Here is a 21,806-nt window from a genome sequence, read left to right as displayed (position 1 = left end):
GGGGAAATGGCATCTCGTCGCGCCGCGTTCGTGGTCGCGCTCACCGGTCTGGCCGCCCTCGGCGTCGGGCTGCTGGCCGGCAGTGCGGGTTCGTTGCGGGCCGAGCGTTCCGATCCGGCCGCCGGTGCGCGCCCCGCGGCCGCGGACCTGCTTGCCCGCGGCCGTTACCTGGCGACCATCGGCGTGTGCGAAGCCTGCCACACGCCGCCGAAGGTGCCCGCACAGCCTCCGCCGCCCGGCGACGAGCAGGAGATCGCCCGGGAGCGCGACTTCCGGACGAATCCCGACTGGAAGCAGTACCTCGACGAGACCCGGGTCGACGCGGGCGGGGTTCCGTTCATCCTCCGGTTCTCCCCGACCAGCAGCGGAGTCGTGTACAGCCGCAACATCACGCCGGATGTCGCTACCGGGATCGGCCGATGGTCGGTCGAAGACATCGTGAAGGCGCTGCGCACCGGCGAGACGCCGGACGGCCGCGTGCTCTTCCTGTTCGCTCCGCACACGTTCTTCGCGCACCTCGCCGATTCCGATGCCAGGGCGCTGGCCGTCTACCTCAAGAGCCTGCCGCCGGTGAGCAACCGGATCCCGGACCGGCAGCTGCCGTTCCCGCCCCAGCCCGCCGCTCCGGTGCCCCATCCGGCGGACCCGCCGACCGGACCGTCGCCCGCTCGTGCCGAGTACTTGCTCGCCGCGGTCGTCGGCTGCAAGGAATGCCATTCGCACCACGAAAACGGCGTCCTGCGGGAGTTCACGGGCGGCGACCCCAAGGACGCCTTCGTCGGCGTGTTCCGGCTCGGGCCAGATCTGCCGCTGCGGACCGGCGAGAAGGGGCTGGCGGCTTTCCCGTACCCGGGGAACGCCGTGCTGTACGGGGGAAACCTGACGAAGTTCGGAGTGGACGGCCCGAGTCGCGACACCTCGGTGTTCGAACTGATGCGCGCGATGCGTCGCGGGATCGCGGTGGAGCCGGACCAGTACGGCAGGCCGCGCCCGCTCGAGCACATCATGCTCTGGCAGTTCTACTCTCAGATGAGCGCCTCCGACGCCTATTCCATCGCGTCGCTGGTCAAGCGATTGCATTACGTCCCACATGACGTTCCGCAGGGCCCGATTCGTTTCGGCGATGACTGGCGCGCGGCCTTCAAGCAGGTGTACGGCAACGAACCGTCGCAGCACGACGCGGAGATCTTCGGCAAGACCCTGCCCAAATAAGCGGTCAAGGAAGCAAGTTCGGAGCCGTCGCGGAAACGCGCCGGCCGGGAAAACGCGGAAGAAACCGCCGACAGAAGCGAACCGAGAAGGGGGAATCATGGCAGATTCCGAAGAGACCGGCGGCGGATCGTACGCGGAACTCGTTTCGCGGTACCACGCGCTGAGCGCGGAACATGACGAACTTGTCCGCCAGATGGGGGACCAGATCAAGCCTTTTCCTGCGGCGGGAATCGACGGCTTCCTCAGCCATTTCATCATTTCGCTGGAGATCCAGCAGGGCGATCTGGCCGGTCAGGCCGTCAACTTCACGATGCCGCCCGCGACGCAGACGGTCTCGAGGTCCGAGCCGTTCGTGTACCGGCCCGGCGGGGAAAACCGGGTGGACATCCCGCTCCCAGAGGGATGCACCCTGCCTTCGGTCATCCGGGAAGAGGACTTCCTCACCCGGCCCGAAGGCTACTTCGACGCCGGGCACCAGGTCGTCTGGATGCAGATCCTGAACCTGGACGCACGGGTGGAGCATGACGTGCTGGGACCGGTCCGGATCATTCTCGGGGAGACGCTCAAACGCGAGTACCCCGACGTCTTCCAGCCCTCGCTGGGGATCGCGCGGGCGCTCGGCCGGCGCGGCGGGTTCCCCGCCTCGTTGTTCTTCAACCCCTACGCGCTCATCGAAACCCGGTTCGGCGCGTTCCGGGCCATCCACGGAACGCTGGCGTACGGCCGCGTCACCGACTTCCCGCCGGTCGGCACTCCGGTCAGCATCCGGGACTGCATCCCGCTGGAGAACGTCGAGGACGTCCGCCGGGCGGGCGTGCCGCGCACCGCGCACGAGTCCATCGAGCCGTTCGCGCGGCTGATCGCGTTGTCCCACCCGATCGACGTGCCCATGCAGGTCTCCGGCACCGAGGCGTTCCAGTTCGTCGAGAGGGGTATCGCGCGCTCCGGTTCCGCCGGTGCCTAGCGCGCCCGCGGTTTCGCTGGCCGGGGTCACCCGGTTGTTCGGGCCGGTCCCGGCCCTGCTTCGCGTCGGGTTGCGCATCGAGCGGGGCGAGTTCGTCTTGCTGCGCGGCCCGAACGGGGCAGGGAAGAGCACCTTGCTGCGGCTGCTCGGCACGGCGATCTCGCCGACCTTCGGTACGGGTGCCGTGCTGGGCTTCGACCTGGTGCGGGAGCGGTCCGCGATCCGCGCTCGTACCGAATTGCTCGGGCATCGCGCGCGGCTGTACGACGAGCTGACCGCGGAGGAAAACCTCCGGTTCGTGTGCCGGCTCCATGGCATCAGCGCCGCGAACGTCACCGCCGCGCTCGACCAGGTAGGGATGGCGAGGACAGCCAGCGAGCGGGTGCACGGCTTCTCTCCCGGCATGCGGCAGCGGCTCGCGCTGGCCCGGCTGGTGGTGCGCGCGCCGGAGCTGCTGCTGCTCGACGAGCCTTTCGCGGCGTGCGACCAGGAAGCGAAGCAGCTGGTCGAGGACATCGTGGGCGAGGCGAGGCTCGCCGGGCGGACCGTCGTGCTGGCCACGCACGACAGCGAGCGTCCGTTGCTGCCTGACCGAGTCCTGCGGTTGGCGGCGGGCAGCGTGAACGAGGCGGCGCGCATGCCGGTCACCGCGTCGACGGAGGAACGGTGAAGGTGGGCGCGCGGTCTGTCGTCGCGGTGATCGCCGCCAAGGATCTGCGCGTCGAGCTGCGGGCACGGCACGCGACCGTGCTGGTCGGACCGTTCGTGGCGACGCTGGTGGTCTCCTTCGGACTGTCGCTCGGGCCCGGCGGCGCGGCCGTGGAGCGGCTGGCTCCCGGCTTGCTGTGGCTGACCGCGCTGTTCGGTGCCGTGCTGCTGTGCCGCCGCGCGTACGAAGCCGAGTTCGACGACGACGCGATGCTGGGGCTGTTGCTTTCCCCCAGGCCGAATTCGGTGCTCTATCTCGGCAAGGCGATCGCCATCGCGATTCAGCTCGCGGTGCTGGAGTCAGGAGTTTTCGGGCTGGTCGCGGTGCTGTACGGGTTGCCCGCCGCGGCTTCGCCGGGCGGGCTGGCCGCGGCGCTGCTGCTCGGCGCCCTCGGGATGGGCGGACTGGGCGCGCTGCTCGGAGCGGTGTCGGGCGCGGCGCGGACCCGCGAGTCCGTGCTGCCGCTGCTCGTTTTCCCGCTGTCGGTTCCGATGCTGATCGCGGGCGCGAAGGCGACTGCGATCGCGTTGTACGGCCCCATCGGAGAACTCGGCCGCTGGCTGGGATTGCTGCTCGTCGTGGCCTTGGTGTTCTGGGCGGCCGGCACCCTGCTGTTCGACTACATGGTGGAGGACTGAGATGCGGAGGTCGCGCCGAGCCGTCGGATGGCTCACCAGCGAACGCGGGCGGCGGGTGCTCGGCTGGACGACGGCCGTCTTCCTGACGCTCAGTGCCGTGCTCTCGCTGGTGGTCGTGCCCGCCGATGCCGAGCAGGGCGTGGTTCAGCGGCTGATGTACGTGCACGTGCCCACCGCCTGGATCGCCTATCTGGCGTTCACGGTCGTGTTCGCCGCGAGCGTGGCTTATCTGCGGACCAGGCGGACGCGCTGGGACCGTCTCGCCGAGGCATCGGCTGAGATCGGTGTCGTGTTCACCGCGCTGACCATCGTCCTCGGCGCGATCTGGGGCCGCCCGACCTGGGGCGTGTGGTGGACCTGGGATCCGAGGCTGACCACCACCGCGATCCTGTTCCTGATCTACCTCGGCTACCTCGCGGTGCGACGGCTGCCCGAAAACCCGATGCGTGCCTACCGGTGGGCGGCGGTGATCGGGGTGCTGGGCTTTCTGGACGTGCCCGTCGTGCACCTGTCCGTGCTGTGGTGGCGCGGACTGCACCAGCCGCCGTCGGTGCTCCGGGTCCAAGGACCGGTCGTCGCGCCGTCGATGCTGTTCGCTCTCGGGTTCGCGGTCGCCGCGTTCACTCTCGCTTACCTCTGGCTGCTGGTGACGCGGATGCACCTGCGTCGGGTCGAGGAGCGGGCGAGGTCGGACCTGCTGCGCGCGCCGGTGGCGCGGGTGGGAAAGGAGGTGCCGAATTGAGCTACGCAGTGGCCGGGTATCTCGTCACCTTCGTCGTCGTGGCCGGCTACGCGACGTCGCTGCGGCACCGGCTGCGCCGGGCTTCACGGCTGGGGCCAAGGAAATGAGAAAGGCCGTCGCGTTGGTGCCGGCGGGGCTGATCGCCGGCGCGCTTGTTTGGGTGGTGGCGGCGGGAGCCGGCGACAACCTCGTGTACTACCAGACGCCGGGCGAGTTGCACGCCGGCCCGAGCACGGCGCGGGTCCGCGTCGGCGGGCAGGTGGTCCCGCGTTCGATCGTGCAGGACGGTACGGCGATCCGGTTCCTGCTGCGCGACTCCGGGGCACAGGTCGCGGTCGTGTACACGGGCACGACGCCGGCGACCTTCAAAGACGGGCAAGGCGCGATCGTCGAAGGCAGCTACGGTCCCGACGGAGTGGTCCGAGCGGACACACTCCTGGTCAAGCACGGCAACCGTTACACCCCGCCGCCGGACACGCGGAGTTAGCCGATGGATGTCTTCGGCCGGACCTCGCTGCTGCTCGCTTTCGCCGCTGCGGCCTGGGGGTTGTTCGCCGCGCTCTTCGGCGGACGGCGTCCGGCCCTTGCCGAAAGCGCCCGCGCCAGCTGCTTCGCCGTCGTTCTGGCGACTGCGGCGGCGAACGCGGCGATGCTGGCTGCTTTGCTGTCCGACGACTTCGCGGTCCGGTACGTCGCCGAGAGTTCCAGCCGCGCGGCTCCGGGACTGTACAAGGTGCTGGCGTTGTGGGGCGGGGCTGGCGGTTCGCTCCTGCTGTGGAACCTGGTCCTTGCCGGGTACGGCGCGGCGCTCGCCTGCTGGGCCCGTCGCCATCCGCATCCGGCGCTGCGGTGGGTGTTCGCCACGGTTGCCGGGGTGCAGGTCTTCTTCCTGTCGCTTGTCGTCGTCGCTACCGACCCGTTCGCCCTCGCGGCCCCGGTCCCCGCCGACGGTGCCGGGTTGCAGCCGCTGCTGCGGAGCAACGTGCTCATGGCAGTGCACCCGCCGGTGCTCTATCTCGGGCTGATCGGGTTCGCGGTGCCGCTCGGGTTCGCCGTCGCCGCGCTGGCCGAACGCGACGCCGCCGACTGGTGGGTGCAGGCCGCGCGCCGCTGGGTACTGGCCGCCTGGTGTTTCCTCGCCGCCGGTCTGTGTCTCGGCGCGCTGTGGGCTTACACCGTGCTCGGCTGGGGCGGGTTCTGGGCGTGGGATCCGGTGGAGAACGCCGCCCTGCTGCCCTGGCTCACCGCGACGGCATACCTGCACTCCGCGCGACTTCAGCAACGGCGCGGGATCCTCAAGATCTGGAACGTCGGACTGATCCTCGCCACATTCGTGCTCACCGTTCTCGGCACCTTCCTGACCAGGGGCAGCCTCCTGGTTTCCGTGCATGCCTTCGCGGACTCCGCGATCGGGCCGTTCTTCCTGGTCTTCCTCGGGACAGTGGTAGTCGCCGCTTTCGTTCTCGTGCTGCGCCGAGCAGGCCGGTTGCGTTCGCGCGGAAAGCTGGACGCGGCGCTGTCCCGGGAGACGTTCTTCCTCGGCAACAATCTGGTGCTATCCGTGCTGGCTGCGGCCATCGGTGCCGGAATGCTGTACCCGCTGATAGTGGAAGCCAGTTCGGGCACGGAAGTCACGGTCGGCAAGCCGTTCTACACGCAGACGACCACACCGTTGTTGCTGCTCGTTCTGCTGCTGGCCGGGATCGCGCCGCTCCTGCCGTGGCGGAAAGGACAGCCGGGCCGGCTTCTGCGCCGCCTCGCGCTGCCCGCCGCCGCGGCGGTCGTCGCGGCGGCCGGCATGCGGGTCGCCGGAGCGCCAGGCACCGCCGTGCCGCTCGGGTTTGGCCTCGCTGTGTTCGCCGCGGCGGGCGCGCTGAGCGAACTCGCCCGTTCCGCGCGCGCCCGGTATTCCCGTGGGAACGCCGTTCTCGGGTCGCTGTGGACCGCGTTCGTCGGCCATGCGGTGCGGCGCTCGCACGGTGCGCTGCTCGCGCATCTCGGCCTCGCGCTCGCTGCCGCGGGCATCGCGGCGAGCGCGGGGCTGTCCCGGGAGGCCGAAGCGACGTTGGTGCCCGGACAGTCCGCCGTGCTCGCTGGTTACCGACTGTCCTACGCGGGGGCGGAGCAGCACGCCGATCCCGAACGCACGACCTTGTCCGCCCGGCTCACGCTCGGCACCGGAGACGGCTCGGAGGGGGAGTTGTCACCGTCGATCGCTTCCTACCGGGGCACCACGGACCCGATCGGCGAACCGGCGCTGCGGCGCGGCGTCTGGACCGACCTTTACGCGACTCTGCTCGCGGTCCAGCAGCCCGGGAACCAGGCGACCGTCCGGCTGTACGTCAACCCGGGCGTGTCCTGGTTCTGGGCTGGGGGAGCGTTGGTCGTCATCGGCGGGTTCCTCTGCGGCTGGCCGGTCCGGCGTCGCTCGCCGTCTCGGCCCGGGCGCGCCGCCGCGGTCGGGGCGGCACCGTGAGCCGGCGGCACTGGCGGATCGCGGTGCCCGTCTCCGCCCTCCTGGTCGCGGTGCTGACGGTGCTGGCGGTGGCGGCGCTGCGGCCGTCCGAGGACGTGGAGCCAGTGAAGCGCCCTGCTCCCGACTTCGCTCTGCAGAAGCTCGACGGCAGCGGGCCTCTCCGGCTGGCCGACCTCCGCGGCCATCCGGCGGTACTCAACTTCTGGGCGTCCTGGTGCGCTCCGTGCAAGGCCGAATTCGCGGTATTGCGCGGCGCGTGGCCGCGCTACCGCCAGCGGGGCTTCGTGTTTGTCGCGATCGTATTCGACGACACGACGGCCGCGGCGGGGGAATTTCTGCGGACGGCGGGCGCGGACTGGCCCGTAGTGGTCGATGAGAAGTCCCGGGCCGCGCTGAGCTTCGGCGTACGCGGTATTCCCCAGACTTATTTCCTCGACGGCGACGGCCGGATCGACCACGTCGAGCGCGGACCGCTCACCCCGTCGACCCTGGCCGCCCGGCTGTCCTCGCTGGAGCACGGATGACGCGGCGCTGGCGCTTCCTGGTTGTGACCGCGGCGATCGTCGCACTGGGTGCGCTCGCGCTGCTGACCGAACCCTCCCCGTCGGTCGACGAGACTGCGCGGCAACTCGGCTCGGCGTTGAGATGTCCTACCTGCCAGGGCGTCTCCGTCGCGGACTCGCCTTCGCCGGTGGCCAGGGACATGCGCGACCGGATCGTGGCGGAGCTGCGGGCGGGCCGCACGCCGGACGACATCCGGCGGGAGTTCGTCGCCGCGTACGGGGACTGGGTTCTCCTGGAGCCGCCTTCGCGCGGCCTTGGCTTGTTGCCGTGGGCGATCCCGGCCGCGGCGCTCGTCGCGGGAGCGACCCGGTGGGCGCTGGCGGCTCGCCGGTGGATCGGACGCGAAGGCGGCGCGAGAGGAAGGCCGGAGTGAACTGGTGGATCGCGGCCGGCGTGTCGGTACTGGCCTTCGGAGTGCTGTTCGGTGTCGTCCGTCCGCTGCTCGCCGCGAAACCGGCCGGACGGCGGCCGGGTTTCTGGGCGGCCCGCCGCCGGCGGCTCGTCCTCGCGGCTGGTGCCGTGCTCTGCACGGTTCCCTTGTTCGTCACCGCGATGAACCCGCCGGACGCTGCCGAGCCCGCGGCGGCGCAGTCGCCCGCCGCCCCACACGCCGACGTGAGCGCGAGCTTGGACCGTGCCCGCCGCTATGCCCAGGAAGGCCGGGCGGACAAGGCGATCGACGAATATGTGACGGTGCTGCGGGTCGACAGCGGCAATGCCGAAGCGCTGTCGTCGATGGGGTATCTGCTGTACCTCGCCGGGCGGCCGGAGGACGGATTGTGGGCGGTGGACGAGGCATTGCGGTCGGCACCCGGGTACGCCGAGGCGAAGTACTTCCGCGGTGCCATCCTGATCACCGGGCTCCGGCGAGGTCCGGAGGGGGCGGCCAGCCTGCGCGAGTATCTTGCCGCCGAGCCGGACGGCAACCACCGCCAGGACGCACTGTACCTGCTCGGCCTGGCCGGAGAGAAGCCATGATCGCTCCGCTAGCGCCGGGTCAGCAGCAGCGCGGGCAAGGGGCTCAGCACCGGCGGATCGCTCGGCCTGGCCCAGCGCAGCGTCAGGTCGGCCGGTGCGGACGTGCTTCCCGCGGCACGGACTGGCGCGGCACCGACGAGGAGAGTCTCGGGCACCGGCGTCAGGCAGCTCGAAACGTCGGCGCTCGACGGCAGGCCGATCGCCATGAGCCAATAGTGTCCGTCCGGAACCGGCTCCAGCCGGAACGGTCCGCTGCCGCGGCAAGCCGTGCACATCAGCGGCAGCCCCGACGCGAGCCGTGCTGGAAATAGGCCAATCACGACTATGCCGGAAAAACGCGCCGGCACCGTTACGGTACCCGATACCGTGCCGCGGTCCTCGCTCCGTCCGGGCATCGCGCGCATCGCGACGGAAATCATTCCCCGCAATTCGTCTTGGCTGGCCGAGGAAGCGAGGCGGCGCAGGTCCCGTGGAGCAAAGCCGGTGTACCTGCGGTACTGGTTGGTGAACGTCGCCGCGCTGCTGTAACCGACAGCCGTGCCGACGTCCATGACTGCCATTTCGGAAAGCAGCAACAGCCGGCTGGCCTCCCGCAGCCGCAACGCGGTGACGAATCGCGCAGGAGTAAGACCGGTCACCTCGTGGAACACCCTGACGAAATGGTATTTGCTCAAGCAGGCGATCCGAGCCATCTCGTCGACCGACGGCGGGCTGCTGAGGTTCGCCGCGGCCGCCGTCACCACCGCGTCCACCGCTGCGGTCCAGTGCCGGTCCACCGTCGACCTGTGTGCGAGCGGCATCGCGTTTCCCCCTCCGGACACGCACAGCGCACAATCAGGTTAGCCCGGTTGTCCTCCTTTACCTTGGTCCGATCGTGTGATCTGCGTGCGGTATCCCGCCGGGTTCCGTTGGTGCCTTCGCACAACGCGGCCGGGCGGGGAACCGGTGTCCGCACGGCGCGCGACCCATCTCCGAAACCGGTCAGCGGGGCTGCTCAGCCCACCACTTCTGCCCGCTTTCCGGCAGAGCTTGGGCCGGGTCGCAGCAGGGTACTTCCGCCAGGAAATCCCTAACCCCGCTCGCACTCTCCGCGAACTGGCGCACCCACCGTTTCTCCGCGCACGGCACGTCGCACAAATTGAGCCTTTTCTGGATGAATGGCGCGCGGCGCGTCGTCGTGCGCTCAGGTGCTGGCGTCCTGCAGCCAGGGGTAACGCCCGGCGTCCGCGTCGCTGTAGTCCGGGTCGAGATAGATGTGCAGGCGCTGGATCCGGCCGTCGCGGATTTCGAAGACGTTGCAGAAGCGGCCGCCCAGTCCCTCGGTTGCCCGCCAAGAAGTGCCGTCGGCGAGAACGCCGTGGGTGATGCCTTCGACGACCACGTAATCGCCCTGCTGGACGTAGTTGAAGTAGGGCACCTCGTGCACGATCGAGGAGAACAGCACGAACACATCCGCGAACAGCTGCTTGATCTCGGCGATGCCGCGCGCGGGTTCGTGCTTCGGGAAGTAGACGTAGGCGTTGTCCGCGAAGAGGCCGAAGAAGTCCTCGCCAGCGTCCATCTGCTTGAAATACGTTTCCGCGATCGCCTTGCCGTCGACAGTGACTTCGTTGTGCACCATGACGTTCCTTTCGGGACTATCGAGCCAGCACCTGCCGGAGGACCTCGCGCAGCGTCCCGGCGGGATCGTCGGCCAGGTCGGCGCTGCGCCAAGCGACGTGGTGGTCCGGGCGGACGAGCAGGCAGCCGCCGTCGGTGATTTCGCGGACGCGTTCCCAGTCGCCGAGCGGGTCGGTGTACTCGCGGCCGAGGCCGATCTGCCGGGCGGCGAGGTCGATGGCGAACTCGGTGGCGAGTTTGCCCGCCGCGTCGAGCCAGTCCTGTCCGCCGATTCCGGTCAGCACGGTGAACTGGCCGTGGCCGGTGATGTCCACAGTGGACACCGGGGTTCCGGCGTGTTCGAGCCAGGCGTGCGGCAACCGGGCCCCGGGGTGGCTGGTGGCCTGGTAGTACAGCTCCGCGTCGCGCGACGGGGCAGGCCAGGGTGTGCCGTCGGACAGCACCGCGGCCGAGGCGTAGCGCTGGCCGAGTTCGACGCCGTGTGCGTTGAACTGGTAGTTCTGCAGTTCGACGGCTTCTCGCAGTTCGGCGCGGCGGGCCCGGCCTTCCGGGGTGTCCGCGGCGAGGCCGGCGAGGCTGCGCCAGCCTTCCTCGGCGCTTTGGCCGGGCCGGAAGCCGAACGCTTGCGAAATCGGCCGCATGTCCTCGACGCTGCGCATCGCGCGGTCGACCACCTGCTTGCCGACCGGCTGCCGTTCCGCGTCGTAGGTGTCCAGCAGCGCTTCCCCGGCTTCGCCGCGGAGCACCGAAGCGAGTTTCCACGCCAGGTTGAACGCGTCCTGCACCGAGGTGTTGGTGCCGAGCCCGTTGGCGGGCGGATGCCGGTGCGCGGCGTCCCCGGCGAGGAATGCCCGGCCGCGCCGGTAGGAACGGGCGACCAGGTGGTTGATCTGCCATTCGCTGACGGCCTTGATCCGGATCTCGACGTCCGGGTCGCCGATGATGGTCGACGCTCGCGCGCGGACGGCGCCGGGGGAGAGGTCGGGTTCGCCTTCGGCCGGGTCGTACATGAAGAGCATGACCCATTCGGTCCAGGGCTTGACGCAGATGAACGTGCCGGAGCCGACCCAGTAGTCGTTGCCAGGCTGGCACATCCAGTACAGGGTTCCGGGCCGGTGCGCGGTGTAGCGGGTGAGATCAGCCTCCAGCCACACGTTCGCGGCACGGCCGAGTCCGGATTCGCCGTCGAATGCGAAACCGAGCTGTTCGGCCACCGTGCTGCGGCCGCCGTCCGCACCGATCACGTACCGCGCGACGATCTCCTCGGTGGCTCCGGTTTCCCGGTCGGCGACCACCGCGTGGACTGCGTCCGGCGTTTGCGAGATGCGCACGAGTTCGGTCGAAAACCGGAGGTCGGCGCCGTGCCGCTCGGCTCCGGCGCGCAGTACCGGTTCGAGGATGTGCTGCGGGATGTTGCACATCGCGCTGGGGCTGGCGGCGGTGTAGTCGGCGTGCCGCGCGGTGCCGCTGCCCCAGGTTTTCAGCCGGGCCAGTTCCTGTCCGGCGAAGCTGGTGGCCCAGACGTTGTCGCCCATCAGTTCGTTGGGCACCGCGACTTCCCGGACGGCGTCCTCGATGCCGAGGTCGCGGAAGACCTCCATGGTGCGCTGGTTGGTGATGTGGGCGCGCGGGGAATGCGCGGTGCCCGGGTACTTGGTGATCGTGACGGCGCGCACGCCCTGCGCGGCGAGCAGGGCGGACGCGGTCAGGCCGGCGGGACCGGCACCGACGATCAGGACATCGGTTTCGAAAGCAGACATGACGGATCGACCTCCTGGGCGGTGCCCAGTCAGCAGGGACGAAGGGGTACGGCCGGGTCAGCCGGCCTGGTGCGCGCCGGTCATCAGCGCGGCGAGGTCGTCGGGGCGCAGGAACGACGGCGGGGGCGGCGGACCCCAGTTGAACAGCCCCTTGGCGCCCTCCAGCGTCTCCGGCGTCCAGAGCTGGTCGTCGAGGATGCTGTCCATGTCGGAGTAGTACTCGGAGAAGTTGCCCGCGGGATCCTTGAGGTACCAGAAGAAATTCGATCCCGCGTGGTGCCTGCCGAGGCCCCACACGTGCCGTTCCGGATGGTCCTCCAGCATCGCGGTCGCGCCGCGGCCGACCTCGTCGACGTCCTCGACCTGCCACGACGTGTGGTGCAGGAAGGCGACCGGCGCGGCGAGCGCGAGCACGTTGTGATGGTCGGTCGAACAGCGCAGGAACGCGCCGTGCCCCTTGATCGCGTCGCTGGTCTTGAACCCCAGCCCGGCGGTGAAGAACTGGATCGTGCGCTCGTGGTCGGGGGAGCCGACGACGACGTGGCCGAGCTTGCGCGGGCACACCGGGCCGGTGCGCAGCACGCCGGGCGCCCGCGTGCTGGTGCGCTCCAGCCGTCCGGGTCCGTTGTACGGCGTGGGCGGCTCGGGATCCTGGTGCAGCCGGTCGGCGATCCGGACGACCACCTGGAATCCGGTGACCGGTTCGCGGGTGAACAACGTGTCGCCCGCGATCTCGGCTGGGATGTCCAAAGAGGACAGCTGGCGGCGGATGCGGGTGAGGTCGTCCGGGTCGTCCGCGCCGATGCTCAGCTCCATCAGCTGCCGTCGCGGCGAGTGGACGATCTTCAGCTGACGGCCGCCGTCGCGGGTGCTGAACCAGCCGTCGGCGTCCTCGGCGAGGCCGAAATCCCGGTAGTACCGGGCGGTCGTGGCGACGTCGGGCACGCCGACGACGAGTGAGTTCAACCGGTGCAATGCCATTGCCCAGCCCTTTCCGCTAAGCGGCGACCATCCGCTGCCGCAGTTCGCCGATGCCGTGGACGTAGCTGACGAGCTGGTCGCCCGCCTTCAGGTAGCGCTGCGGCGTGCGGCCCATGCCGACGCCGGACGGCGTGCCGGTGAAGATCACGTCGCCGGGCTGCAGCGGGGTCACCGCGGACAGCCGGGCGATCAGCGCCGGCACCGAGAACACCATCGAGGAGGTGCGGCCCTTCTGGACTTGTTCGCCGTTGACGAGCGCGCCGAGTTCGAGGTCGTCGCGGTCGGGCAGTTCGTCCGGGGACACGACGACGGGCCCGAGCGGCCCGAAACCGGGGTAGGACTTGGCGAGGCTGAACTGCGGGGCGGGACCGGCCAGCTGCAGCAGCCGTTCGGAGATGTCCTGCCCGACGGTGAGCCCGGCGACGTAGTCCCACGCCTGGTCCTCGCCGACGCGTTCGGCGCGCTTGCCGACGACCGCGACGAGTTCGACCTCCCAGTCGACGTTCCCGCCGTCCGGGATGGCGACGTCGCCGTAAGGACCGGTGAGGCAGGTCGGGAACTTGGTGAACACCGGCGGGGTTTCGGGCACGGCGAAGGACGATTCGGCCGCGTGGTCGGCGTAGTTCAGGCCGATCGCGAACACCTGGCGCGGCGCCGGGACCGGGTTGCCCAGCTGCTCGTCGCGCACCGGCCGCTCGAGCGCGTGCCCCTCGCCGATCGTCGCGGCGAACTCGGACAGCTCCGTCCACCGCTCGTAGGCCTGGTGGACGTCCGGGCCGAACCGCCCGCCACTGGCCTCGGCAACGTCCACGGCCTTGCCCGGTGCGGTGACCAGGGCGAGCCGTCCGTCCACAGCGGCGACTTTCATGCGGGGCTCCTTCGCGTCCGGCTTCAGTGCCCTCCAGTTGTACGCCCACAGATTCGATGAGGCAATAAACTTTCGAAAGTTGCTCGAATATTCGTATCCGCTAGAGTGAGCGGCATGGCAGGGGAAGCGACGCGCGCAGAGGGCGTCTACCAGCAGCTGCGGGCCGACATCCTGGGCGGCCGGATGGTGCCCGGCCAGCGCCTGAAGTTCCCCGAACTGTGCGAGCGATACGCGACGAGCGTCGGCGCGGCCCGCGAGGCGCTCACGCGGTTGACCGCCGAGGGGCTGGTGAAGACCAGGCCGCACCTCGGCTACACGGTCACGCCGTTGTCGCACGAGGATCTCGCGGATTTGACCAAGGCGCGCCTGGAGATCGAGTCGCTGGTGCTGCGGCTGTCGATCCTCGAAGGAGACGTCCAGTGGGAGGCCCGCGCGGTGGCCGCGCACCATCTGCTCGAGCGCACCCCGTTCACCGGCCCCGCCGACCCGGACCGCCCGACCGACGCCTGGGTCGCCGCGCACGCGGACTTCCACCTGGCCCTGTTCGAGGGCTGCGGCAACCGCAGGCTGGTCGCGACGGCGCGCGGCCTGCGCGAGGAGGCCGAGCTGTACCGGCAGTGGTCTGTCTCTTTCGGACAGGAACCCGACCGGGATCTCGCGGGCGAGCACAAGGCGATCCTCGAAGCGGCGTTGGCCCGCGACGCGGACCTGGCGGCCGAACGGCTTCGGGACCACATCGCGCACACGGCGCAGCTGCTGATCAGCTGCGCGGAGGACGAGCCGAACCGGCCGTAGCGGCTGTTACCGGCGCAGCCGGTCCGCGGCAAGAAGCACCACCTAGGGACACCCCCGGCTTCAGTTCTTTCCGGTCACCACCGCCGCGGAAGTGCCGCCGCGCCGCGAGGGTTCCCCGGCGGCGAGCAGCCGTCCGTGCGGCAGGATCTCGATCCCCGCTGCCACGCCGATGTCGCCGCCGCTCTTGAACTTCTGTCCCAACGCCTCCAGGCCCTTCGCCGCCGGCAGCGCGAGGAAGCCCGCTTCGGCGTCTGTGGTCGCCGCGTTCCGCTGGGAAGCGCGCGGGGCGGCGATCGCGTCCGGCAGGCTCATGCCGAGGTCGAACCGGTTGAGCAGGATCTGCAGGACGGTCGTGATGATCGTCGCGCCGCCCGGCGAACCGACCGCGAGGACCGGTTTGCCGTCGTGCAGGACGATCGTCGGCGACATGCTCGAACGCGGGCGCTTGCCGGGGGCGGGCAGGTTCGGGTCGGGCGCCGAGCCCTGCGTCGGGGCGAAGTTGAAGTCGGTCAGCTCGTTGTTCAGCAGGAAACCGCGGCCCGGCACGGTGATGCCGCTGCCGGCCAGCTGTTCGATCGTGTTGGTGTAGGACACGATGTTGCCCTGCTTGTCGGCGACGACGAAGTGGTTCGTGTGCTGCTCGTTGCTGTCCGAGGAGGCCGCGGGAGCGGTGGTGCAGCCCGGGCCGGGCGCGTACGGGTCGCCCGGCGCGACGGGGCTCGTTCCGGCCTTGTTCGGGTCGATCTGGCACGCCCGGGACGCCGCGAAGCGCTTGGAGAGCAGCTGCCGCTGCGGCACGTCCACGTAGCGCGCGTCGCCGATGTACCGGTTGCGGTCGGCGAAAGCGAGCCGGCTCGCCTCCAGGTAGTGGTGCAGCGCCTGGGTCTGGTCCATTGTGGACATCGGGAAATTGCCGAGGATGTTCAGCGCTTCGCCCACGGTGATGCCGCCGCTGGAGGACGGGGCCATGCCGTAGACGTCGTAGCCGCGGTAGTTGATGTGCGTCGGCGTGCCGTCGAGCGCTCGGTAGGCGCGGAGGTCGGACAGCTGCATCGGGCCGGTCAGCGGGGTCGCCGCACCGGGCGTGACCGGCGGGTTCTGCACCGTCCGGACGAGGTCGCGGCCGACCGCGCCGCCGTAGAACGCGCCTACGCCCTCGCGTTGGATCTGCCGGTAGGTCGCCGCGAGATCGGGATTGCGCAGGACGGAACCGGCCTTGGGCGCGGCCCCGCCGGGCAGGAACAGCTCGGCGCTGGGGGAGAAGCGGCCCAGCTTCGCGGCCACCGACTGCGTCTGCCGCTCGAACTCGGGCGTGACGACGAACCCGTGCCGCGCGACCTTCTCGGCGGGCTTGAGGTTGTCCGCGAGGCTGAACTTGCCCCAGCGCTGCAGGGCCCGCTGCCAGGTGGCGAGCATCCCCGGCACGCCGACGGAACGCCCGCTCTCGACGGCGGTCTCGAAGTCGTACGGCTTGCCGGTGGAGGGGTCGATGAACATCGTCGACGAGTCGCGGGCCGGGGTGGTTTCGCGCCCGTCGATGGTCGAGACGGTCTTGGTGCGGGCGTCGTAGTAGACGAAATACCCGCCGCCCCCGAGCCCGGCGACGTACGGGTCGGTCACGCCGAGCGTCGCGGCGACCGCGACCGCGGCGTCGGCAGCGGTCCCGCCTCGGCGCAGTACATCGATCCCGGCTTGGGTGGACTCGACGGTGTCGGAGACGACCGCACCTCCGGAGCCCTCCGCGACGGGAGTCCGCGGCGGCGCCGGCCTCGCCGAGGCCGCGGGTGCCGAGGCCACCACACAGACGGCGGCGAGCCCGGTGGCCATCGTGGCGGTGACGATGCGCTTCAGCGGCATGGCAACCCTTTCTCGGCGGTGAAACCAGGGAGGTCCTGTTTAGCACCTGCCGCCCCGAGATGACACGGTCCAAGACGGTGCAGTCCGAGCGGATCTACGCCGAGACCGGCCGGACGACGCATCCCGTCTTGACCCGAGGTCAGTCCCCAGCGGAGATTCCGTGCCCGGCGGCACGAAGCGCGTCCTCGGCCACCGCGGCGAATCCGGCGATGACGTCGTTGGCGCGCGTCGGCACCCAGACGGCCGAACTCGACCACCGCAGCCTGCCTTCGTCGAGCGGGCGCCACGTCAGGCCGTCGGGCAACGGGTGTTCCTCGTTGAAGTGCACGCCCATTCCGGCCAGCACGAGCCCGTGGGTGAAGTTCGGGTTGCGGGCGTGCCGGATCGCTCCCGGCAGGAAGCCGTTGTCGCGGCAGATCGCGAGGATGTGGTCGTACAGCCGCGGCGCCATCTCGCGTTGGAAGACGATCAGCGGGGAGCCGTTGAGGTCGCGCAGCCGCACGACGCCCGAGTCCGCGAGCCGGTGCGTCGCGGGCAGCACGACCCCGAGCGGCCGGGACAGCACCGGCCCCGACTCCAGGCCGACGGTGTCGGACGGGTGGCGCACGATTCCGACGTCGAGCTTGCCTTCCCGCAGGCGGGCGATCTGTTCGTCCGTGCTGACCTCGTGCAGCTCCAGCAGCACGTCCGGCACCGTCGCGGCGAACTCGGCGGCGATCGTGCGCAGCACCTCGGGAGTCGTGTCCGGCGGAATCCCCGCGCGCAGCGTGCCCGACGTGCCGGGCAGGATCCGGCGCATCGCTTCCCGCGCGCTGTCCACGCCTTCGAGGACCGGACGCGTGTGTTCGAGCAGCAGCGCGCCCGCCTCGGTGAGCCGCACGCCGCCCCGGCCGCGGTGGAACAGGTCGACGCCGAGTTCGCGCTCCAGGTCCCGGATCCGCTGCGACAGCGGCGGCTGCGCCATGTGCAGCCGTTTCGCCGCCCGGCCGAAGTGCAGCTCCTCGCTCAGGACGACGAAGTACCGCAGATGCCGCAGCTCCATCGGCCGGACCATACCAACTCGATATCGCGGGAGGTCGCACTTGGTGTTGGCCAGCGGCGGACTCGCGCTGTTTTTCTTGTCCGCGACGCGAACGACGAACGAAGGAACGACCTCCATGACCGAAACAGTGCTGCTCGACCGCCGGGACGAGATCGCCGTGCTGACGTTGAACCGGCCGGAGAAGCTCAACGCGTGGACCCACGCGATGCGGGAACGGCTGATCGGGCACCTGCGCGAACTCGACGAGGATCCGGCCTGCCGCGGCGTGGTGCTGACCGGGGCCGGGCGGGCGTTCTGCGCCGGGCAGGACCTGGCGGAAACAGCCGCGATCCGCCCGGACGACCACGCCGCCGCGGAGGCCTGGATCGACGACTTCGACCGCCTCTACCGCGCGGTCCGCGAGATGCGGAAGCCGACCGTCGCCGCGGTCAACGGCGTCGTAGCCGGTTCCGGGTTCCAGTACGCGCTCGTGGCCGACCTGCGGATCGGGCACGCCGGGGTCACCATGGGCCAGCCCGAAGTGGCTTCCGGGATCCCGAGCATCACCGGGATCTGGGCGATGTGGGACATCCTCGGCCGGGCCAAGACCGCCGAGTTCGCCCTCACCGCTCAGCTCGTCGACGGCGTCGAGGCGCATCGGCTCGGCCTGCTCACCCGGCTGGTTCCCGAGAACGAGGTGCTCGACGCCGCTGTCGCCCAGGCGCGCGCTATCGCCGAGCTGCCGCCGGGGGCCGTCGCGCTCACCAAGGCGCGGCTCCGCGAACTGGACGACGAGGCGCTGGCGCAGGCGGTGACCGCGGCCAAAAAGATCCACGCCGCCGCTTACGCCACCGGGGAGCCGCAGCGGGAGATGGCCCGCTTCCTGGCCGGCAAGCAGAACTGAAGGGGCATCGGGTGGGTTACGACGAACTGCGCGCCGGACACGACTGGGAGGTTCCGGAGCGCTACAACATGGCCGCGGACGTGGCCGACCGCCACGACCGCGCCGCCACCGCGCTGATCTTCGAGGACCATCTCGGCACGCACCGCGAGATCGCGTGGGGCGAGGTGCAGGACCGCTCCCGCCAGGTAGCCGCGCATCTGCGGGATCTGGGCGTGCGGCCGGGCGACCGGGTGGCGGTGCTCCTTCCGCAGCGGCCCGACACCCCGGCCGCGTACCTCGGCGTGCTGCGCACCGGCGCGATCCTGGTGACCATGTCCCTGCTGTGGGCGGACGAGCCGATCCGCTACCGGCTGGCCGACTCCGGCGCCACCGTGCTGGTGACCGAATCCGAGGCACGGGGCCGGGTCAGCGGCTTCGCCGGGCACCTCGTCGACGTCGACGACCCGGCGATCGCCGAACGACCGCCGCGCTTCGAGACGGTGGACACCGCCGCGGACGATCCGGCGCTGATCTTCTACACGTCGGGCACCACCGGCAAGGCCAAGGGCATCGTGCACGCGCACCGGACGCTGCTGGGGCACAACGAGTTCCGCTACTGCCACGACCTCCGTCCCGGCGACGTCTTCTACGGCGCGGGGGACTGGGCGTGGTCGATGGCGAAGCTGATGGGCCCGCTGCGCGCCGGCGCGACGCAGCTGGTCTACCGGCCGGCGGGCGGGTTCGACCCCGAAGGGCTGCTGGATTCCCTGTCCCGCAACGGGGTCACGACCGCGCTGGTGAACCCGACTTTCCTGCGCAAGCTGGCCGCCGACGTGCCGGACGCGGGCCTGCGCTTCCCGCACAAGCTGCGGGTGGTGTGCTCCTCGAACGAACCGTTGTCCGCCGACCTCATCGACTGGTTCGCCGAGCAGTTCGGCGTGCCGTTGCTCGACTACTACGGCTCCACCGAGTCCTACCCGCTGGTCGGGAATTTCCCCGGGGTGCCGGTGAAACCCGGCTCGATGGGCCGTCCGCTGCCGGGCTGGGACGTCGCGTTGCTGGACGCGCACGAACAGCCGGTGCCCCAGGGCGAACCGGGGGAGATCTGCCTGCGCGCCCGGTCGAACCCGCAGTACCCGCTGGGCTACTGGAACCGGCCGGAGGACTCCGCGGCGGTGTTCGGCGGCGGCTGGTACCACACCAGCGATCAGGCTTTCGCCGACGAGGACGGCTACTTCTGGTTCCTCGGCCGCACCGACGACGTGATCAAGACGTCCGGGTACCGGGTCAGCCCGTTCGAGGTGGAACACGCCCTGCGGGCCCATCCGGCGGTGGCCGACGCCGGGGTGGTCGGCGTGCCGGATCCGGTGCGCGGCCAGGCGGTCAAAGCGTGGGTGCAACCCGCGCCCGGCTACGACGGCGGCGACGCGCTCGCCGAGGAGTTGCGCACGTTCGCCAAGGAGACCTATTCGCGCTTCGCCTACCCGCGGCACATCGAATTCGTGAACGTGCTGCCCCGCTCCGCCACCGGCAAGATCCGGCGGGCCGATCTCCGGGACCGCGATCGCGCTCCCGGCAGCCGTTAACAAGCACGGACAAGCACTGACGTGCACTGACAAGCACTGACAAGGAGCCGGCCAATGACCGTCCGGACGGAACACCCCGCGCGCGTTTCCCGCGGCAGGCGGAAGATCGCGCTCGCCTCGGGCATCGGCAACTTCACCGAATGGTTCGACTCCGCCGCCTACGCGACGATGTCCTCCACCATCGCCGCCGAGTTCTTTCCCAAGAACGATCCGTCCGCGGCGCTGCTGGCCACGTGGGCGATCTTCGCGGGCGGGTTCGTCGCGCGGCCGCTGGGCGCGGCGTTCTTCGGGCACTTCGGGGACCGGATCGGCCGCAACCGGACGCTCGCGCTGAGCGTGCTGCTGATGAGCGGGGCCACGTTCCTGATGGGCGTGCTGCCGACGTACACCGCGATCGGGGTGGCCGCGCCGATTCTGCTCTTCGTCCTGCGGACGCTGCAGGGTTTTTCCACCGGCGGCGAGTACACCGGAGCCTCGGCGTTCATCATGGAGCACGCGCCGGACGGGCGGCGCGCCCGTTTCGCCAGCGCGGTGCCCGCCACCGTCGGCTTGGCCAGCGTGGCCGGATCGGCGGTCGGGGTGCTCCTGACCTCCGCCTTGTCCTCGGGCGCGCTGCACACCTGGGGCTGGCGGGTGCCGTTCCTCCTGGCCGGTCCACTCGGGCTGATTGGGCTCTACCTGCGCCGCCGGGTGGAGGACAGCCCGGTGTTCCGGCAGCTGCAAAACGAGGACTCCGTGCAGCGCAAGCCGCTGCGCGACGCGCTTCGCTCGCACAAACGGCAGATTTTCACGCTCTTCGGCTACAGCATCACCAACGCGATCGCGTATTACCTCATGAGCAGCTACATGATCACGTACATGGCCGACGAGCTGGGCTATTCGCGTACCCAGTCGCTGATCGCGAGCGTGGTGTCGATGCTGTGCTACAGCGCGGCCTGCCCGTTCATGGCGTCGGCGAGCGACCGGTACGGGCGCAAGCGGATGCTGCTGGTGTCGTGCGTCGGGTTCGTCGTGTGCACGTTGCCCGCGTTCGCGCTCATGCACGCCGGATTCGCCGGGGCGCTCGTCGGCACCGCGGTGCTCGCCGTGCTGGTCGCGGTCATCGGCACGTCGAACGTGCCGGCGATGGTGGAGATGTTCCCGGGCCCGGTCCGCGCCAGCGGCTCGGCGATCGGCTACACCGCGGCGTATGTCCTCTTCGGAGGGACCGCGCCGTTCGTGGCCACCGGTCTCGTCACGCTCACCGGCAGCTCCTTGGCGCCGGGGGCCTATCTGATGGCGATCGCGGTGGTGTCGTCCCTGGTCGTCGGGTTTGCCTTCCGGGAAACGAAGAACCTGGACCTGGCGAGGCGGTGAAATCCGCGGCGGTGCTGTTTTGAGGTCTCGCCCCGCTTCGCCCGTGGCGGGGCGAGACCGGGTGGAGGCCCCTCGGCCCAGAGAGCGGGGGAGCGGCTCGCTCCGCCGAGGTGCGGCGTAGCCGCGTTCGTGATCGGGCTGCCCGGCGCCGTGCGTCCCTCGGCCGGTCCCCGCGGGTCATCATCAGCTGATTCGATTCCGGGTTGACACGTTGCCGCAGGTCACCCACACTGGTCAGACCACCAGGTCACCGGTAAACCTGATCTGCACCACCCCCTTTCCTGCGCGCACAACGCGGTGCGCGACGAGCAGAGGAGTTGATGACGTGCGTTCCACGATCGCCGTCGGCATCACCGTCGGCGTTCTCGCCGGCCTGTGGATCTGGGCCAGTCAGCGGTTCGGCCTCCCCGCGTGGGGCGCCGTCGTGTCCTGGGCGGCGTTCTTCGCGGCGGGCGGCAAGTCCGCCGGCCTGGCGAAAACGCTGCCCGCGGCCTTGTCCGGAGTGCTCTGGGGCTGGCTGGCCGCACTGGCGGCCGGCGCGCTGACCGGCTGGTCCGGTGCGCTCGCGGTCGCCGTCGGCGTGGCGGCGTTCGCGATGTGCGCGCAGGCTCTCTGGCGTGCGCTGTCCTTCATCCCCGGCGCCTTCCTCGGCGCCGCAACGCTGTTCGGCACCGGCGTCGACGTACCGGCCACCGTGGCGGTGCTGGTCATCGGCGTCGTCCTCGGCCTGGTGTCCGAATGGTCGGCCGACGCACTCGTCCGCGCCACGGGCACCGAAACCGCCACCTCCTGAAGC

The 21,806-nt window shown here is 70.4% G+C and carries 22 protein-coding genes; 15 read left to right on the top strand and 7 right to left on the bottom strand.

Going from position 1 to position 21,806, the window contains the following annotated elements; genetic code table 11:
* Positions 1-6: 6 nt before the first annotated feature.
* From ACFSVL_RS33705 to ACFSVL_RS33660, 10 genes are all read left to right on the top strand, one after another.
* Positions 7-1,212 carry a hypothetical protein gene (locus tag ACFSVL_RS33705; protein WP_378310036.1) on the top strand — a complete coding sequence of 402 codons (1,206 nt, stop codon included), beginning with the start codon at positions 7-9 and terminating at the stop codon, positions 1,210-1,212.
* Between the two features lie 97 nt (positions 1,213-1,309).
* The gene (locus tag ACFSVL_RS33700) at positions 1,310-2,176 is read left to right on the top strand and encodes a hypothetical protein (RefSeq protein WP_378310034.1); all 867 of its coding nucleotides are present in this window, start codon (positions 1,310-1,312) and stop codon (positions 2,174-2,176) included.
* Positions 2,169-2,846: an ABC transporter ATP-binding protein gene (locus ACFSVL_RS33695; RefSeq protein WP_378310032.1), complete on the top strand. Its 678-nt coding sequence runs from the start codon at positions 2,169-2,171 to the stop codon at positions 2,844-2,846. The genes ACFSVL_RS33700 and ACFSVL_RS33695 overlap by 8 nt, the downstream gene beginning before the upstream one ends.
* Entirely contained in the window at positions 2,843-3,523 is a 681-nt protein-coding gene (locus ACFSVL_RS33690; RefSeq protein ID WP_378310030.1) for a heme exporter protein CcmB, read from the top strand. Before ACFSVL_RS33695 ends, ACFSVL_RS33690 begins: the two co-directional genes overlap by 4 nt.
* A 1-nt stretch (position 3,524) precedes the next feature.
* Positions 3,525-4,265: a cytochrome c biogenesis protein CcsA gene (ccsA, locus tag ACFSVL_RS33685; protein ID WP_378310028.1), complete on the top strand. Its 741-nt coding sequence runs from the start codon at positions 3,525-3,527 to the stop codon at positions 4,263-4,265.
* 103 nt (positions 4,266-4,368) lie between these two features.
* Entirely contained in the window at positions 4,369-4,752 is a 384-nt protein-coding gene (locus ACFSVL_RS33680; protein WP_378310026.1) for a cytochrome c maturation protein CcmE, read from the top strand.
* Between the two features lie 3 nt (positions 4,753-4,755).
* Complete coding sequence (locus tag ACFSVL_RS33675) at positions 4,756-6,741, top strand: heme lyase CcmF/NrfE family subunit (protein WP_378310025.1); 1,986 nt, start codon at positions 4,756-4,758, stop codon at positions 6,739-6,741.
* The gene (locus ACFSVL_RS33670; protein ID WP_378310023.1) at positions 6,738-7,265 is read left to right on the top strand and encodes a TlpA family protein disulfide reductase; all 528 of its coding nucleotides are present in this window, start codon (positions 6,738-6,740) and stop codon (positions 7,263-7,265) included. The genes ACFSVL_RS33675 and ACFSVL_RS33670 overlap by 4 nt, the downstream gene beginning before the upstream one ends.
* Positions 7,262-7,678, top strand: coding sequence for a cytochrome c-type biogenesis protein (locus ACFSVL_RS33665; protein WP_378310022.1), 417 nt, complete (start codon positions 7,262-7,264; stop codon positions 7,676-7,678). The genes ACFSVL_RS33670 and ACFSVL_RS33665 overlap by 4 nt, the downstream gene beginning before the upstream one ends.
* On the top strand, positions 7,675-8,283 hold the full coding sequence (locus ACFSVL_RS33660; RefSeq protein ID WP_378310021.1) for a hypothetical protein: 609 nt from the start codon (positions 7,675-7,677) through the stop codon (positions 8,281-8,283). The genes ACFSVL_RS33665 and ACFSVL_RS33660 overlap by 4 nt, the downstream gene beginning before the upstream one ends.
* A gap of 8 nt (positions 8,284-8,291) precedes the next feature.
* On the opposite strand, the gene ACFSVL_RS33655 is transcribed toward ACFSVL_RS33660, so the two are convergent.
* The 5 genes from ACFSVL_RS33655 to ACFSVL_RS33635 form a co-directional block, all read right to left on the bottom strand.
* Positions 8,292-9,035 carry a helix-turn-helix domain-containing protein gene (locus ACFSVL_RS33655; protein ID WP_378310020.1) on the bottom strand — a complete coding sequence of 248 codons (744 nt, stop codon included), beginning with the start codon at positions 9,033-9,035 and terminating at the stop codon, positions 8,292-8,294.
* A gap of 431 nt (positions 9,036-9,466) precedes the next feature.
* Positions 9,467-9,904 (bottom strand): nuclear transport factor 2 family protein, encoded by a 438-nt coding sequence (locus ACFSVL_RS33650; RefSeq protein ID WP_378310018.1) that lies wholly within the window; start codon positions 9,902-9,904, stop codon positions 9,467-9,469.
* A gap of 16 nt (positions 9,905-9,920) precedes the next feature.
* On the bottom strand, positions 9,921-11,663 hold the full coding sequence (locus ACFSVL_RS33645; protein ID WP_378310016.1) for an FAD-dependent monooxygenase: 1,743 nt from the start codon (positions 11,661-11,663) through the stop codon (positions 9,921-9,923).
* Between the two features lie 57 nt (positions 11,664-11,720).
* Complete coding sequence (locus ACFSVL_RS33640; RefSeq protein WP_378310015.1) at positions 11,721-12,644, bottom strand: VOC family protein; 924 nt, start codon at positions 12,642-12,644, stop codon at positions 11,721-11,723.
* A 16-nt stretch (positions 12,645-12,660) separates the two neighbouring features.
* Positions 12,661-13,512 carry a fumarylacetoacetate hydrolase family protein gene (locus tag ACFSVL_RS33635; RefSeq protein ID WP_378310013.1) on the bottom strand — a complete coding sequence of 284 codons (852 nt, stop codon included), beginning with the start codon at positions 13,510-13,512 and terminating at the stop codon, positions 12,661-12,663.
* A gap of 114 nt (positions 13,513-13,626) precedes the next feature.
* On the opposite strand from ACFSVL_RS33635, the gene ACFSVL_RS33630 reads away from it, so the two are divergent.
* Positions 13,627-14,307: a GntR family transcriptional regulator gene (locus ACFSVL_RS33630; protein WP_378310011.1), complete on the top strand. Its 681-nt coding sequence runs from the start codon at positions 13,627-13,629 to the stop codon at positions 14,305-14,307.
* A 60-nt stretch (positions 14,308-14,367) separates the two neighbouring features.
* Here the strand turns inward: ACFSVL_RS33630 and ggt are convergent, their stop codons facing one another.
* Together ggt and ACFSVL_RS33620 are read right to left on the bottom strand one after the other, a co-directional pair.
* Positions 14,368-16,164: a gamma-glutamyltransferase gene (ggt, locus tag ACFSVL_RS33625; RefSeq protein WP_378310009.1), complete on the bottom strand. Its 1,797-nt coding sequence runs from the start codon at positions 16,162-16,164 to the stop codon at positions 14,368-14,370.
* 139 nt (positions 16,165-16,303) lie between these two features.
* The gene (locus ACFSVL_RS33620) at positions 16,304-17,323 is read right to left on the bottom strand and encodes a LysR family transcriptional regulator (RefSeq protein ID WP_378310007.1); all 1,020 of its coding nucleotides are present in this window, start codon (positions 17,321-17,323) and stop codon (positions 16,304-16,306) included.
* Here ACFSVL_RS33620 and ACFSVL_RS33615 point away from each other — a divergent pair.
* From ACFSVL_RS33615 to ACFSVL_RS33600, 4 genes are all read left to right on the top strand, one after another.
* A complete protein-coding gene (locus tag ACFSVL_RS33615; protein WP_378310005.1) occupies positions 17,322-18,089 on the top strand; it encodes an enoyl-CoA hydratase/isomerase family protein in 768 nt (255 codons plus the stop codon). The two genes, ACFSVL_RS33620 and ACFSVL_RS33615, sit on opposite strands and share 2 nt — an antisense overlap.
* Positions 18,090-18,100: 11 nt before the next feature.
* Positions 18,101-19,654 carry an acyl-CoA synthetase gene (locus tag ACFSVL_RS33610; RefSeq protein WP_378310004.1) on the top strand — a complete coding sequence of 518 codons (1,554 nt, stop codon included), beginning with the start codon at positions 18,101-18,103 and terminating at the stop codon, positions 19,652-19,654.
* A gap of 54 nt (positions 19,655-19,708) precedes the next feature.
* On the top strand, positions 19,709-21,010 hold the full coding sequence (locus ACFSVL_RS33605; protein WP_378310002.1) for an MFS transporter: 1,302 nt from the start codon (positions 19,709-19,711) through the stop codon (positions 21,008-21,010).
* A 325-nt stretch (positions 21,011-21,335) separates the two neighbouring features.
* The gene (locus tag ACFSVL_RS33600) at positions 21,336-21,803 is read left to right on the top strand and encodes a DUF1097 domain-containing protein (RefSeq protein WP_378310000.1); all 468 of its coding nucleotides are present in this window, start codon (positions 21,336-21,338) and stop codon (positions 21,801-21,803) included.
* Positions 21,804-21,806: the final 3 nt, after the last annotated feature.

The organism is Amycolatopsis silviterrae, assembly GCF_042684085.1.
GTDB lineage: Bacteria > Actinomycetota > Actinomycetes > Mycobacteriales > Pseudonocardiaceae > Amycolatopsis > Amycolatopsis silviterrae.
This window is presented reverse-complemented; position numbering and strand designations above follow the sequence as displayed.

Excerpts from the sequence above, each read along its gene's own strand:
- ACFSVL_RS33615 (WP_378310005.1), top strand. The coding sequence starts at position 17,322 with ATGACCGAAACAGTGCTGCTCGACCGCCGGGACGAGATCGCCGTGCTG.
- ACFSVL_RS33645 (WP_378310016.1), bottom strand. The coding sequence starts at position 11,663 with ATGTCTGCTTTCGAAACCGATGTCCTGATCGTCGGTGCCGGTCCCGCC.
- ACFSVL_RS33620 (WP_378310007.1), bottom strand. The coding sequence starts at position 17,323 with ATGGAGGTCGTTCCTTCGTTCGTCGTTCGCGTCGCGGACAAGAAAAAC.
- ACFSVL_RS33665 (WP_378310022.1), top strand. The coding sequence starts at position 7,262 with ATGACGCGGCGCTGGCGCTTCCTGGTTGTGACCGCGGCGATCGTCGCA.
- ACFSVL_RS33635 (WP_378310013.1), bottom strand. The coding sequence starts at position 13,512 with ATGAAAGTCGCCGCTGTGGACGGACGGCTCGCCCTGGTCACCGCACCG.
- ccsA (WP_378310028.1), top strand. The coding sequence starts at position 3,525 with ATGCGGAGGTCGCGCCGAGCCGTCGGATGGCTCACCAGCGAACGCGGG.
- ACFSVL_RS33630 (WP_378310011.1), top strand. The coding sequence starts at position 13,627 with ATGGCAGGGGAAGCGACGCGCGCAGAGGGCGTCTACCAGCAGCTGCGG.
- ACFSVL_RS33605 (WP_378310002.1), top strand. The coding sequence starts at position 19,709 with ATGACCGTCCGGACGGAACACCCCGCGCGCGTTTCCCGCGGCAGGCGG.
- ACFSVL_RS33640 (WP_378310015.1), bottom strand. The coding sequence starts at position 12,644 with ATGGCATTGCACCGGTTGAACTCACTCGTCGTCGGCGTGCCCGACGTC.
- ACFSVL_RS33680 (WP_378310026.1), top strand. The coding sequence starts at position 4,369 with ATGAGAAAGGCCGTCGCGTTGGTGCCGGCGGGGCTGATCGCCGGCGCG.
- ggt (WP_378310009.1), bottom strand. The coding sequence starts at position 16,164 with ATGCCGCTGAAGCGCATCGTCACCGCCACGATGGCCACCGGGCTCGCC.
- ACFSVL_RS33650 (WP_378310018.1), bottom strand. The coding sequence starts at position 9,904 with ATGGTGCACAACGAAGTCACTGTCGACGGCAAGGCGATCGCGGAAACG.
- ACFSVL_RS33675 (WP_378310025.1), top strand. The coding sequence starts at position 4,756 with ATGGATGTCTTCGGCCGGACCTCGCTGCTGCTCGCTTTCGCCGCTGCG.
- ACFSVL_RS33700 (WP_378310034.1), top strand. The coding sequence starts at position 1,310 with ATGGCAGATTCCGAAGAGACCGGCGGCGGATCGTACGCGGAACTCGTT.
- ACFSVL_RS33705 (WP_378310036.1), top strand. The coding sequence starts at position 7 with ATGGCATCTCGTCGCGCCGCGTTCGTGGTCGCGCTCACCGGTCTGGCC.